We start from the raw sequence: 12957 nt of genomic DNA, 5'->3' as shown, positions 1-12957 counted from the left end.
CCTGTTGGCTGAGCGCCAAAACGGTCGTGGACGATTAAAAGTCCATGCCGCCCATGCCGCCCATGCCGCCGCCGCCCATGGGCATCGCCGGCTTGTCTTCGGGCAGCTCGCTCACCGCCGCTTCGGTGGTGATGAGCAGGCCCGCCACCGACGCGGCGTCCTGAAGCGCCGTGCGGACAACCTTGGTCGGGTCGATCACGCCGGCGGCCTTCAGATTTTCATAGGTGTCGGTCGCGGCGTTAAAGCCCTGGTCCTGGTTGTTTTCGCGCAGCAGATTGCCGGCGACAACCGCACCGTCGTGACCGGCATTGGCCGCGATCTGGCGCAGCGGGGTCTCGATCGCCTTGCGGACGATGTCGATACCGCGGGTCTGGTCGTCGTTGGCGCCCTTCAGCCCGTCGAGAGCCTTGGTCGCGTAAAGCAGCGCGGTGCCGCCGCCGGGAACGATGCCTTCCTCGACCGCGGCGCGGGTCGCGTGCAGCGCGTCGTCGACGCGGTCCTTGCGCTCCTTCACCTCGACCTCGGTTGCGCCGCCGACCTTGATCACCGCAACGCCGCCAGCAAGCTTCGCCAGGCGTTCCTGCAGCTTTTCGCGGTCATAGTCGCTGGTCGTGGTTTCGATCTGCGCGCGGATCTGTTCGACGCGGCCCTTGATCGCATCGGCATCGCCCGCACCGTCGACGATGGTGGTGTTATCCTTGTCGATCGTGACGCGCTTCGCCTGGCCAAGCATGTTCAGCGTGACGTTTTCGAGCTTGATGCCCAGGTCTTCGCTGATCATTTCGCCCTTGGTCAGGATCGCGATGTCCTGCAGCATCGCCTTGCGGCGATCGCCGAAGCCCGGCGCCTTGACCGCAGCCACCTTGAGGCCGCCGCGCAGGCGGTTGACGACGAGGGTCGCAAGCGCTTCGCCTTCGATGTCCTCGGCGATGATAAGGAGCGGACGACCCGACTGCACCACGGCTTCGAGGATCGGCAGCATCGACTGGAGGTTCGACAGCTTCTTTTCGAAGATCAGGATATAGGGATCGGTCAGTTCGACGATCATCTTTTCCGGATTGGTGATGAAATAGGGCGACAGATAGCCGCGGTCGAACTGCATGCCTTCGACGACGTCGAGTTCGAACTCCAGGCCCTTGGCTTCCTCGACGGTGATCACGCCTTCCTTGCCGACCTTTTCCATCGCTTCGGCGATCTTTTCACCGACTTCGGTGTCGCCATTGGCCGAAATGATGCCGACCTGCGCGATTTCCGACGAGCCCGAAACCGGGGTCGAGCGCGCCTTCAGATCGTCGACGACCTTGGCGACCGCAAGGTCGATGCCGCGCTTCAGGTCCATCGGGTTCATGCCCGCGGCAACCGACTTCATGCCTTCGCGAACGATCGCCTGCGCGAGCACGGTCGCGGTGGTGGTGCCGTCGCCGGCCTTGTCGTTCGCCTTGCTGGCGACTTCGCGCAGCATCTGTGCGCCCATGTTTTCGAACTTGTCCTTCAGTTCGATTTCCTTGGCGACGCTGACGCCGTCCTTGGTGATGCGGGGCGCGCCGAAGCTTTTGTCGATCACGACGTTGCGACCCTTGGGGCCGAGGGTGACCTTGACGGCGTCGGCGAGGATGTCGACACCCTTCAGGATACGCTCGCGCGCGTCGCGCGAAAATTTAACGTCCTTGGCAGCCATTGGCTCATTCCTTTCAAAGGCGCAGAAAACTGCGCAACTTCACTCAAGATCGTCATCCCGGCAAAAACCGGGATCGTTCTGGACCTCGAACCGCGTTCAAGGCCGGTAGCGGTCCCGGCTTTCGCCGGGACGACGGAAACATCAGGCGATGACGCCGAGGATGTCCGATTCCTTCATGATCAGCAGCTCTTCGCCGTCGACCTTGACTTCGGTGCCCGACCATTTGCCGAACAGGATACGGTCGCCGGCCTTGACGTCGAGCGGCGTCACCTTGCCGTCGTCGGCGCGGGCGCCGGTGCCGACCGAGACAACTTCACCTTCCTGCGGCTTTTCCTTGGCGGTGTCGGGGATGATGATGCCGCCGGCCGTCTTTTCCTCGGCTTCGATGCGGCGAACGAGCACACGGTCGTGCAGCGGACGAAATTGCATGGATTTCCCTCCGATAGTGCAATGGATGTCGCTTAGCACTCACCAGCGGAGAGTGCTAACAGGGGGCCATATGGGCCGGGGGTGTGACAGCGTCAAGTCAGGGACGCGAAAATTGTCAGCGCCGCGAGGCAGACGTCAGATGGGGGCCGGAACGACCTTGCGCAAGGGCGCCGCCGCGGCCACCAGTCCCAGTCGTTCGCGTTGCATCCAGCGGGTCAGCATCAGCACCGCGACGATGCCAAGCCCCGTCGCGAGGCCGGTCCAGATGCCAACGCCGCCCCAGTCGCGCTCGAACGCCAGCCAGGCGCCGACGCCGATGCCGATCACCCAGTAACCGAACAGCGCAAACAGCATCGGGACAAAAGTGTCGTGCAGCCCGCGCAGCATCCCCTGCCCCACGACCTGCGCACCGTCCGCGACCTGAAACAGCGCGGCGATGATGAGGAAGCTGACGGCAAGCTCGGCGACCTCGGCATTGGCGGGGTTCGTGCGATCGATGAACAGGCCCGCGAGCGTGCCGGGAATCGTCAGCATGATGACCGCCATTGCCGCCATGAAACCCGTCGCCATGACAAAGCTGGTCCAGCCCGCGCGTCGGATATGGTCGGCATCGGCGCGGCCATAGCCGATGCCGACGCGCACCGTTGCCGCCTGCGCCAGCCCCATCGGCACCATGAAGGTCAGCGAGGCGAGTTGCAGCGCCACCGCGTGCGCCGCAACGGCGGCGGTCGAGATCCAGCCCATCAGCATCACCGCCGCCGAAAAGACCCCGGCCTCGAACGCGTGGCTGATCGCAATCGGCGTGCCGATGCGTGTCATCTGGACAAAGCGCGGCCAGTCGCTGCGCCACCAGCGGCCGAGGAGGTGATAGCGGCGGAACTGCCGGTCGCGATAGACGACGCCGACCATCAGCAACAGCATCAGCAGGTTGGTCAGCGCGCTGCCGACGCCCGCGCCAACGATGCCGAGCGCGGGCATCCCCAGCTTGCCAAAGATCAGCGCATAGTTGAACAGAATGTTGCCGAGCACCCCGACGACGCCGACGATCAGCGACCACATCGGCCGTTCGAGCGCGGCGAGGAAGTTGCGGAATGCCAGCGTCGCCAGGTAGAGCGGGATCGACCACATATAGGCGCGGACATAATCCTGCGCGAGCGCGGCCAGCCCCCGGTCCTGTCCCAGCAGGTCCAGGATCGTGCCGGTGTTCCAAAGGATGACGAGCATCGGCACCGCGACGACGGCGACAAGCCACAAGGTCTGGCGAAAGGTGCGGCGGATGTCGCGCACCGAATTGGCACGGCGCCCGATCTCGCTCGCCATCAGCGGCGACGCCCCCATCACCAGCCCCATGCCGAAAATGCCGAGCAGCATGGCAAGGTTGAATCCCAGCGACGATGCCGCCAGTTCGGTCGGTCCCAGCCACCCCACCATCAGCACGTCGGTCGCGCCGATCAGCGACATCGTCAGGTTGGTGAGGACCAGCGGCCAGGCAAGCGCCAGCGTCGCGCGAAATTCGGCGCGAAACCCCTGCAATGGCCGGGTGGCGGGGGATGTCGGCTGGTCCAGCATAGCCGTCCCGGATAAGCGCGCGATTGTTACGATTCAATAGATTGCCGTCGGCGCGTGCGCCGATTGTCGGCTGCGGTGGCAGAAAGGCCACAGCGGCCATGGCCCTCCCCTCCACGGGAAGGGCTTATGGTTTACCCCACCCCATCCCGGCCATCTCCACCCCGAATGCCACGAAGGTCAGCGTCAGCCCGACCACGAACAGGCGGTAGGCATAGGCAAGATAGCGATATTTGCGCCGCGCGAGCACCATGCCGTTCTGATAGGTGTCGCGCAGCATCATTTCGTAAATATCGTCCTCGCTGCGCAGCCGCGCCTTGACCGCGGCGATATATTCATCCTCTTCCATCTGTGAAAAGCGGCCGAAGAAGAGGATGTTGCTGTGGTCCTTGCCGTCCTTGTAGACGACGGGCGGCGCCTTTCCGACGCGCGGCAGCACCGCCGACACGGCGAGCAGCGCCGAGAGGAAGGAAAATGTCGCCAGGATGGTAAGCGGCATCGCCAGCGCCCCTGCCCCGACGCGCGCCTGTCCGATCGCGAGCGTGAAGACGACGAAGGTCGCACCCATCAGGATCGACGCTTTCTGGTCGGCCATCTGCGACAATTGCATCGTGATCTGCTGCGTCGTGCGCACCAGATGCACGGCGTTGGGCGGAAAAGCCGCGCCCGGTTCGGGCTTCGGATCGTCTGGCATCCCCCTGCCCCTTTGCATTCGGATCCGTGACAGCGATGGCACAGCGCGCGATTGTCGGCAAGATGCTGCCCTGTTCCCGCCGCAATCGCTTGCCAAGCGCGCATCATCGCGCCATTCCCGCGCGCATTCTTTTCCTTGATGGGACGCACCCGATGAGCACCGCCCTTACCGACCAGATTTACGGCCTGATCGCCCCTTTCAACAAAAAGGGCGTCGAACTGACCGACGCGACAACCTTTGCCGGCGACCTCGAATGGGACAGCCTGACGGTGATGGATTTCGTCGCCGAAGTCGAAGACACATTCGATATCATCATCAGCATGAACCAGCAGGCCGAGATCGAAAATGTCGGCCAGCTGGTCGCGGCAGTGGCGAAACTGCAAGGCTGATCCCCCCCATCTTCCCGTTCGTGTCGAGCGAAGTCGAGACACCCATCGGGATAGCGTAAAGTCGAGGGGCATCTCGACTTCGCCTGATGCGAACGGTTTCTGGACGATTGATATGACCGACCTTTTCTCCAAATTCGACCCGCTGATCCAGCAGCGCGAGGCGCTGCTCGCCACCGGCGTCACCGATCCGTTCAGCCTGGTGATGGAAAAAGTGCTGTCGCCCACCGTCGCGATCTGCAACGGGCGCGAGACGATCCTGCTCGGCACCTATAATTATATGGGCATGACGTTCGACGGCGACGTCATCGCGGCGGGCAAGGATGCGCTCGCCAGATTCGGCAGCGGCACCACCGGCAGCCGCGTGCTCAACGGCACCTATCAGGGCCACAAGGAGTGCGAGGAGGCGCTGAAAGAGTTTTACGCCATGGATCATGCCATGGTCTTTTCGACAGGATACCAGGCGAACCTCGGCATCATCAGCACCATTGCGGGCAAGGGGGACTATGTCATCCTCGACATCGACAGCCATGCATCGATCTATGACGGGTGCAAGATGGGCGACGCCGAAATCGTCGCCTTCCGTCACAATGATGTCGAGGCGCTGGAAAAAAGGCTGAAGCGCCTGCCGCCCGAAGCGGGCAAGCTGGTCGTGCTCGAAGGCGTCTATTCGATGCTCGGCGACGTCGCGCCGCTGAAAGAGATGGTCCGCGTCGCCAGGGAAGCCGGCGCGATGGTGCTGGTCGACGAAGCGCATTCGATGGGCTTCATCGGCGAACATGGGCGCGGGGTGGCCGAGGCGCAGGGTGTCATCGACGATGTCGATTTCATCATCGGCACCTTCAGCAAGAGCGTCGGCACCGTCGGCGGCTTTTGCGTGTCGAACCACCCGAAGTTCGAGATTTTGCGGCTCGTCTGCCGCCCTTATGTCTTCACCGCCTCGTTGCCGCCGAGCGTCGTCGCGACCGCGGCGACGAGCATCCGCAAGCTGATGCACGGGTCGAACAAGCGGGCGCATCTGTGGGAAAACAGCAAGGCGCTGCACCGCGGGCTGCGCGATCTGGGCTTCACGCTCGGCACCGACGCGCCGCAGTCGGCGATCATCGCCGTCATCATGCCCGATCTGGAGCGCGGCGCGATGATGTGGGAGGCGCTGCTGGAGGAAGGGCTTTATGTCAATCTGGCGCGCCCGCCCGCGACCCCGGCGGGCATGACCCTGCTCCGCTGCTCGCTGTGCGCCGAACATTCGGCCGAACAGGTCGGCGAAATCCTGTCGCGTTTCGAACGCGCGGGCAAGCGCACGGGGATCATCGGTTGAACCGCGCGCACCCCCCGATCAGCGGATTCCTTTTCGCGGCGAACCGAGCGCCTGGACCGGCGGCGGCGCCTTCGCGGCTTTGCGGCCGTGCGCTTGTCCGGTAAGACAGGCCGGTGTTCGAGCGGGATCATGACAGCGAAGCCGACGGGCGGCGCGAGCGGATACGCTTTGGGCTGACGGTCGGTGTGGCGACGATCCTCGCGGGGGTCGTGACCGCGCTCGTGCTGCTGCTGGCGCGCGCGAACAACGATTATGACCGCTCGCTGGGCTGGCAGGCGCAGAGCCTCGAGGTGATCGCACAGACGCGCTCGGTCGATGCCGCGCTGGCGCGCGCGGAAGCCGCGCTGGGGCGCTTTGCCGTCGGCCTGCAAAAGGCGGACGGGCGCATCTATGAACAACAATGGGGCCGCGCGCGCCAATTCGTGGCCCAGCTCGAACGCAATGTCCGCGACAATCCCGCGCAGAGCCGACTCGTCGCGCAGTTGACGCGGGAAATGGACAGTCGCGGCGCACAGCTCGGCGACGCCGCGCTCAGCGCCAACTACAACCAGACCGTCGCCGCCATCTCCAAATATTATGCCGCGGGCCAGGGCGACGGGCTGGCCAGGATCGACAAGCTGCTGACGCAGATCATCACCAACGAGCGCGCGCTGCTGCGCGAGCGCAATCGTATCGCCGCCGCCGACCGCGCGAGCCTCGATCAGGCGATGCTGCTCTTTTCGCTGCTTGGCGCCGCGGCGGCGGTGCTCGCGATCGGCGCGATCTTCTCGCTCATCCGCGTGCAGGGCGAACGACGACTGGCGCGGCGCGAACAGGCGGCGGAAAGCGAACGCGCGATGCAGCTCGAAGCCGCTGTCGAGGCCCGCACCGCCGAACTCGAACAGGCGAATATCGCGCTGCGCAGCGAAATGGCCGAACGCGAAGCCGCCGAAGCGCAGCTGCGTCAGGCGCAGAAGATGGAGGCGGTCGGCCAGCTGACCGGCGGCATCGCGCACGACTTCAACAATATGCTCGCAGTCGTCGTCGGCGGGCTCGAACTCGCCGAACGCTGGCTGCCCGGCGAACCCGAAAAGGCGCAGCGGCACCTCTCCAACGCGCTCGACGGCGCCAATCGCGCCGCCGACCTGACACGGCGGCTGCTCGCTTTTGCGCGCGCCGAACCCGCGCGCCCCGAAATGACCGCAATCGACGAATCGATCGGCAGCTTTGCCCCGCTGATCGAACGCACGATCGGCGATCGCATCGCGCTGGCGCTCGACCTCGATGCTGCGGCGCTGGCGTGCTGGATCGACCGGCAGCAGTTTGAAAATGCACTGCTCAATCTGGCCGTCAATGCGCGCGACGCGATGAACGGCCACGGATCGCTGACGATCCGCACGCGCGGCACGCACAAGGATGGCACACAGATGCTGGCGGTCGAAGTGATCGACACCGGCTGCGGCATGACCCCCGATGTGCTGGAGCGCGTCTTCGACCCCTTCTATACGACCAAGCCTGCGGGCCAGGGCACAGGGCTGGGCATGAGCCAGGTTTTTGCCTTCTGCCGCCAGTCCGGCGGCGAGGTGCAGATCGCGTCGACCGAAGGCGAAGGAACGACCGTCGCGATGCTGCTGCCCGTCGCCAGCGCCGCGCACGGTATCGCCGACGACGCGGCGCCGGGTGAGAAAGAGGCCGAAGCGATCCCAGCCGATGCGCTGACCATATTGGTGGTCGAGGACGATGCGCGCGTGCTCGCCGCGACGGTCGATGCGGTCTGCGAACTGGGTCATCGCGCCGTCGCGTGCGACAATCCGCTGGAGGCCGAGGCGCTCGTCGAGGCGCGGCTAAACGAGGGGCAGGACGGGTTCGACCTGATCCTGACCGACGTTTTGATGCCCGAACTCACCGGCCCCGAACTGGTTGCGCGGCTGAAGCAGCGCTGGCCCGGCCTGTCTGTGCTGTTCGTCACCGGCTATGCTGGCGATGCAAGCGAGGTTGCGGCGTTCGGCGACCATGACGTGTTGCGCAAGCCCTTTACCCTGTCGGCGCTCGACCATGCGATCCGACGCTGCGGCGAGGCGCGGTCGGCGCGGCAGCGGCTTGCGAGCTGATCCTTTTGCGTCATTCCGGTGCACGCCGGGACGACGAAATCGAGTAAGGGCCACGCATGACCACAAACCCATCCCCCGTCTGGCACCCCTTCACCCAGCACGGTCTTGGCGATCCGATCCCGCTGATTTCCAAAGCGAAGGACGCGAAGCTCTACGACGCCGACGGCAACAGCTGGATCGACGCCATCTCCAGCTGGTGGGTCACCACCCACGGCCATGCGAACCCGCGCATCATGGCGGCGATCCGCGACCAGTCGGAGAAGCTTGACCAGATCATCTTTGCGGGCTGGACGCACGAACCCGCCGAAACGCTCGCCGCCGAACTGGCGCGAATTACTCCCGACCCGCTCACGCGCGTCTTCTTCTCGGATTCCGGTTCGACGAGCGTCGAGGTCGCGCTCAAGATGGCGCTTGGATACTGGTTCAACATCGGCGTGGCGCGAAGTCGCATCCTCGTGCTCGAGCACAGCTATCATGGCGACACGATCGGAACGATGTCGGTCGGCGAGCGCGGCGTCTATAACCGCGCCTGGCAGCCGCTGCTCTTCGACGTCGACACCATCCCCTTTCCGAACGAAGGCATGGAACAGGCCACGCTCGACGCGCTCGACGCCGCTTGCGCCGCCAAACCGGCCGCCTTCATCGTCGAACCCCTGATCCTCGGCGCCGGCGGGATGCTGATCTATCCCGCATGGGTGCTCGCCGAGATGCGCGCCATCTGCGCGCGCCACGGCGTCCTTTTCATCGCCGACGAGGTGATGACCGGCTGGGGCCGCACCGGCACGCGCTTCGCCTGCGACCAGGCGGGGGTGATCCCCGACATTCTTTGCCTGTCAAAAGGACTGACGGGCGGTGCGATCCCGCTCGCGGTGACGCTGTGCATCGAACCGATATTCGACGCCCATTATTCGCAGGATCGCAGCAAGACCTTTTATCATTCGTCAAGCTATACCGCGAACCCGATCGCCTGTGCCGCGGCGAACGCGAACCTTGCAATCTGGCGGGACGAGCCGGTGTTGCAGCGGGTCGACGCTCTGGCCGAGGCACAGGCCGCGCATCTGGCGCGGCTTTCGCATCATCCGCGCGTCGCCAATCCTCGCCGGATCGGCACGATCGCCGCGCTTGACGTGGCGGCGCCCGATTCGGGCTATCTTTCCAGCCTCGCGCCCCGGCTCGCGGCCTTTTACCGCACGCGCGGCGTTCTCCTCCGCCCGCTCGGCAACAGCGTCTATGTGATGCCACCCTATTGCACCGATGCTGCGGAACTGGGCCAGGTGTGGGAAGCGATCGCGGCCTCGCTCGACCAACTCTGACCGGAAGCCTGCTCAGCCTAGGTTCAGCGTCGTTCCGCTATCGCGCACCGAAATGACCCCAAGGGCGGATTGCGCTGGACCATCGGGCGTGTCCGCTGATACGGAGCGTGCGGACTTTCTCGAATAGGGTAAAGATGACCAGATTTTCGACCATGACCGGCCTGATTGCGCTGGCCGCCGCAGCGGTGACCCCTGGGTTTGCGCAGACGGTGGCCGACGACGACGTGCCCGCGACGAGCCTGAACATTCCAGGCAATGTTCAGCTTTACGGTGACAACAAACCCAATGTCTATCGCCCCTCGGCGACGGTGAATGGCGAGATCATCACCGCGACCGACATCGAACAGCGGATGGCGTTGATCCGCATCGCCAACAACAATGTCGAGCTGCCGCCCGAAGAGGAACAGCGCCTGCGCAATCAGGTGTTCAGCAACCTGATCGACGAAAAACTGCAGATCCAGGAAGCGCGCGCCGCCGACATCACGATCGACGAAAATGTCGTCAACGACCAGTTCGCCCGCCTGGCAGCACGCTTCAAACAAACGCCGGAGCAATTCTCGGCCTATCTGGCGTCGAAGGGGTCTTCGGCGGCCGCCGTGAAACAGCAGATCCGCGGCGAATTTGCATGGGACCGCCTGCTGTCGCGCAACATCCAGTCGACGACCAACGTGTCGACCGAAGAAGTCGACCTGATCGTCAAGCAGATGGAAGCGGCCAAGGGCCAGGACGAGTTCCACCTCGGCGAAATCTATCTGTCGGCGACCCCCGACAATATCGCCGCGGTCACCGAAAATGCGCGCAAGATCATTCAGGCACTCCAGGCGGGCGGCAGCTTTGCCGCCTATGCTCGCCAGTTTTCGGAGGCATCGACCGCGGTGGTCGGTGGCGATCTTGGCTGGGTGAAGGGGGCGCAGCTTCCGGCTTCGATGGCCGAGGCGGCGTCACAGATGCAGCCAGGCCAGCTGGTCGGCCCGATCGAGGTGCCCGGCGGCATTTCGATCATGCTGCTGATCGACCGGCGGCAGGTGCTGACCGCCGACCCGCGCGACGCCGTGCTCAGCCTCAAGCAGATTTCGCTCGATTTTCCGGCAGGAACGACGCCCGAAAAGGCTTCCGAACTCGCTGGCCGGTTCGCCAGCGCCACGCGCACGATTGCCGGCTGCGGCGCGGCCGACGCGGTGGCGCAGCAGCTGGGAGCCACAGTGGTGTCGCGCGACAATATCGCGATGCGCGCGCTTCCCGCGCCGTTGCAGGCGACGCTGATCGACCTGCAGGTCGGCCAGACGACGCAGCCCTTCGGCGCCGCGAACGAGGGCATCAGCGTGCTCGTGCTGTGCGGCCGCGACATGCCCGAAACGGCAACCGCACCGAACGTCGAGCAGATCGAGCAGAAGCTGCTGGAAGAAAAGGTCAACAAGCGCGCCCAGCGCTATTTGCGCGACCTGCGCCGCGACGCGGTGATCGAATATAGCTGATGCAGGCCCATGACACTCGGCGCCCGATCGCGGTCACCATGGGCGACCCGGCGGGCGTCGGCCCCGAAGTCACCGCCCGCGCCTGGGTCGCGCGACGCGAGCATGATCTGCCGCCCTTCGTCGCTATCGGCGACATCGCTGCGGTCGAAGCCGTCTGGGACGGGCCGGTCGCACGCGTCGGCGACATGGCCGACGTCGTCCGCACCTTTGCCACGGCGCTGCCCGTCTGGCACCTCGAGGACAGCGGGCCGCTGACTCCCGGATCGCCGACGGCGGCGGGGGCGACCTGTGCACTGCACGCGCTTGAAACGGGCATCGGGCTGACGCGCAATCAGGCGAGCGCCGCGCTTGTCACCGGATCGGTGTCGAAACATGCGCTGCACGGCATCGGTTATACACACCCCGGCCAGACCGAGTTCATCGCCGAACGCTGCGGCGTCACCGCGACCAACGCGGTGATGATGCTGGCCGGGCCGTCGCTGCGCGTCGTGCCGCTGACCGTGCATATCCCGCTCGCCGAGGTGCCCGATCGGCTGACAAGCGACCTCATCGTCGCCAAGGCGCGGATCGTCGCGCGCGGGCTGCGCCGCGACTTCGGCATCGCGGCGCCACGGATCGCGCTCGCGGGCATGAACCCCCATGCAGGGGAGAGCGGCCAGCTGGGCGAAGAGGAGATTCGCATCATGCAGCCCGCCGTCGCGCAGCTTGCGGACGAAGGGCTGATTGTCGATGGCCCGCTTGCTGCCGACGCGCTCTTCGCGCCGGGCATCCGAAACCGCTATGACGCGCTGCTCTGCGCCTATCACGACCAGGCGCTTGCGCCGTTCAAGGCGCTGCATTTCCACGACGGCGTCAATCTGACGCTGGGGCTGCCGATCATCCGCACGTCGCCAGACCATGGCACGGCGTTCAATATCGCGGGCACCGGGCGCGCCGATCCCGGCCCGACGATCGCCGCGATCGCGATGGCCGCGCGCATGGCCGCTGCGCGGGAGCGCAGCTGCACCCCGGCAAAGTGACGGTCCGGCCCCAGACACCGCTGCCGCCGCTGCGCGAGACGGTGCGCGCCCACGGCCTGTCGGCGAGCAAGGCGCTGGGCCAGAACTTCCTGTTCGACGAACAATTGCTCGATCGCATTGCCGCGATCCCCGGCGACCTTGATGGCGCGACGGTGTTCGAGGTCGGCCCCGGTCCCGGCGGGCTGACGCGCGCGCTGCTGCGCGCCGGCGCAAAGGTGATCGCGGTCGAGCGCGACGCGCGCTGCCTGCCGCTGCTCGGCGAACTGGCGGCAGCGTTTCCGGGGCAGCTCGACGTGATGGCCGACGATGCGATGACCGTCGATGCCGATGCGCTGACCGGCGGCGCGCCCTATCATATCGTCGCCAACCTGCCCTATAATGTCGGAACCGCGCTGTTCACGCGCTGGCTGGAACCCGCGGCGTGGCCGCCGCGCTGGCGGTCGCTGACGCTGATGTTCCAGCTCGAGGTCGCCGAACGCATCGTCGCGCCGGTCGGCACGAGCGCCTATGGCCGCCTCGCGGTGCTCGCGCAGTGGCGCGCCAATGCAAAGATCGCCATGAAGGTGCATCGCTCGGCCTTCACCCCGCCGCCCAAGGTCATGTCGGCGATCGTCCAGCTGACTCCGGCCGAACAACCCGCGGGGGTCGATCCGCGCATCCTGTCGCGGCTGACCGAAAAAGGCTTTGGCCAGCGCCGCAAGATGCTGCGGCAGAGTCTGAAAGGCATTGATGGTGCTGTCGCCGCCGCTGAAGCGCTGGGAATCGATCCCACGCGCCGCGCCGAAACGGTCGGCGTCGGCGAGTGGGTCGCGCTGGCGCGAACGCTGGGTCGCTGACCGAAATCCGCGCTGCCTTGGGGCGGCTGGATCGTCTGCTGCGGGGTGGGAAGCGGACGCAGCGGGCGTTCAGGCCCCTTCCTTGAAGGGATGGGCATTCTTTTGGATTATGGCCGGTTCCGGTCGACAGCCGCCGTTCCCGATTGCAGGCCG

11 protein-coding genes are annotated in these 12957 nt (G+C 65.5%); 7 read left to right on the top strand and 4 right to left on the bottom strand.

The window, feature by feature from the left end; translation table 11 throughout:
- Positions 1–34: 34 nt before the first annotated feature.
- The 4 genes from groL to HUW43_RS06840 form a co-directional block, all read right to left on the bottom strand.
- Positions 35–1678, bottom strand: a complete 1644-nt coding sequence (gene groL, locus HUW43_RS06855) for a chaperonin GroEL (RefSeq protein WP_188236685.1) — start codon at positions 1676–1678, stop codon at positions 35–37.
- Between the two features lie 141 nt (positions 1679–1819).
- Entirely contained in the window at positions 1820–2107 is a 288-nt protein-coding gene (gene groES / locus HUW43_RS06850) for a co-chaperone GroES (RefSeq protein ID WP_011540765.1), read from the bottom strand.
- 135 nt (positions 2108–2242) lie between these two features.
- Positions 2243–3676 (bottom strand): MATE family efflux transporter, encoded by a 1434-nt coding sequence (locus HUW43_RS06845; protein WP_188236684.1) that lies wholly within the window; start codon positions 3674–3676, stop codon positions 2243–2245.
- A 124-nt stretch (positions 3677–3800) separates the two neighbouring features.
- Complete coding sequence (locus tag HUW43_RS06840; protein WP_188236683.1) at positions 3801–4367, bottom strand: Pycsar system effector family protein; 567 nt, start codon at positions 4365–4367, stop codon at positions 3801–3803.
- 152 nt (positions 4368–4519) lie between these two features.
- On the opposite strand from HUW43_RS06840, the gene HUW43_RS06835 reads away from it, so the two are divergent.
- The 7 genes from HUW43_RS06835 to rsmA all read left to right on the top strand — a co-directional run bounded on the left by HUW43_RS06835 (position 4520) and on the right by rsmA (position 12804).
- On the top strand, positions 4520–4756 hold the full coding sequence (locus tag HUW43_RS06835) for an acyl carrier protein (RefSeq protein ID WP_120222077.1): 237 nt from the start codon (positions 4520–4522) through the stop codon (positions 4754–4756).
- Between the two features lie 112 nt (positions 4757–4868).
- Positions 4869–6071, top strand: a complete 1203-nt coding sequence (gene spt / locus HUW43_RS06830) for a serine palmitoyltransferase (RefSeq protein ID WP_188236682.1) — start codon at positions 4869–4871, stop codon at positions 6069–6071.
- Between the two features lie 113 nt (positions 6072–6184).
- A complete protein-coding gene (locus tag HUW43_RS06825; RefSeq protein WP_188236681.1) occupies positions 6185–8161 on the top strand; it encodes an ATP-binding protein in 1977 nt (658 codons plus the stop codon).
- 56 nt (positions 8162–8217) lie between these two features.
- Positions 8218–9474, top strand: coding sequence for an adenosylmethionine--8-amino-7-oxononanoate transaminase (locus HUW43_RS06820; protein ID WP_188236680.1), 1257 nt, complete (start codon positions 8218–8220; stop codon positions 9472–9474).
- Between the two features lie 134 nt (positions 9475–9608).
- A complete protein-coding gene (locus HUW43_RS06815; protein ID WP_188236679.1) occupies positions 9609–10949 on the top strand; it encodes a peptidylprolyl isomerase in 1341 nt (446 codons plus the stop codon).
- Entirely contained in the window at positions 10949–11968 is a 1020-nt protein-coding gene (gene pdxA, locus HUW43_RS06810; protein ID WP_188236678.1) for a 4-hydroxythreonine-4-phosphate dehydrogenase PdxA, read from the top strand. The genes HUW43_RS06815 and pdxA overlap by 1 nt, the downstream gene beginning before the upstream one ends.
- Before the next feature lie 20 nt (positions 11969–11988).
- Complete coding sequence (gene rsmA / locus HUW43_RS06805; protein WP_188236773.1) at positions 11989–12804, top strand: 16S rRNA (adenine(1518)-N(6)/adenine(1519)-N(6))-dimethyltransferase RsmA; 816 nt, start codon at positions 11989–11991, stop codon at positions 12802–12804.
- Positions 12805–12957: the final 153 nt, after the last annotated feature.

The sequence above is a fragment of the Sphingopyxis sp. LK2115 genome (genome assembly GCF_014595975.1).
GTDB lineage: Bacteria > Pseudomonadota > Alphaproteobacteria > Sphingomonadales > Sphingomonadaceae > Sphingopyxis.
The sequence above is the reverse complement of the archived record's forward strand: the minus strand, read 5'-3'. Positions and strand labels throughout refer to the sequence as shown.

Excerpts from the sequence above, each read along its gene's own strand:
- HUW43_RS06820 (WP_188236680.1), top strand. The coding sequence starts at position 8,218 with ATGACCACAAACCCATCCCCCGTCTGGCACCCCTTCACCCAGCACGGT.
- spt (WP_188236682.1), top strand. The coding sequence starts at position 4,869 with ATGACCGACCTTTTCTCCAAATTCGACCCGCTGATCCAGCAGCGCGAG.
- pdxA (WP_188236678.1), top strand. The coding sequence starts at position 10,949 with ATGCAGGCCCATGACACTCGGCGCCCGATCGCGGTCACCATGGGCGAC.
- HUW43_RS06845 (WP_188236684.1), bottom strand. The coding sequence starts at position 3,676 with ATGCTGGACCAGCCGACATCCCCCGCCACCCGGCCATTGCAGGGGTTT.
- HUW43_RS06840 (WP_188236683.1), bottom strand. The coding sequence starts at position 4,367 with ATGCCAGACGATCCGAAGCCCGAACCGGGCGCGGCTTTTCCGCCCAAC.
- groES (WP_011540765.1), bottom strand. The coding sequence starts at position 2,107 with ATGCAATTTCGTCCGCTGCACGACCGTGTGCTCGTTCGCCGCATCGAA.
- HUW43_RS06815 (WP_188236679.1), top strand. The coding sequence starts at position 9,609 with ATGACCAGATTTTCGACCATGACCGGCCTGATTGCGCTGGCCGCCGCA.
- HUW43_RS06835 (WP_120222077.1), top strand. The coding sequence starts at position 4,520 with ATGAGCACCGCCCTTACCGACCAGATTTACGGCCTGATCGCCCCTTTC.
- groL (WP_188236685.1), bottom strand. The coding sequence starts at position 1,678 with ATGGCTGCCAAGGACGTTAAATTTTCGCGCGACGCGCGCGAGCGTATC.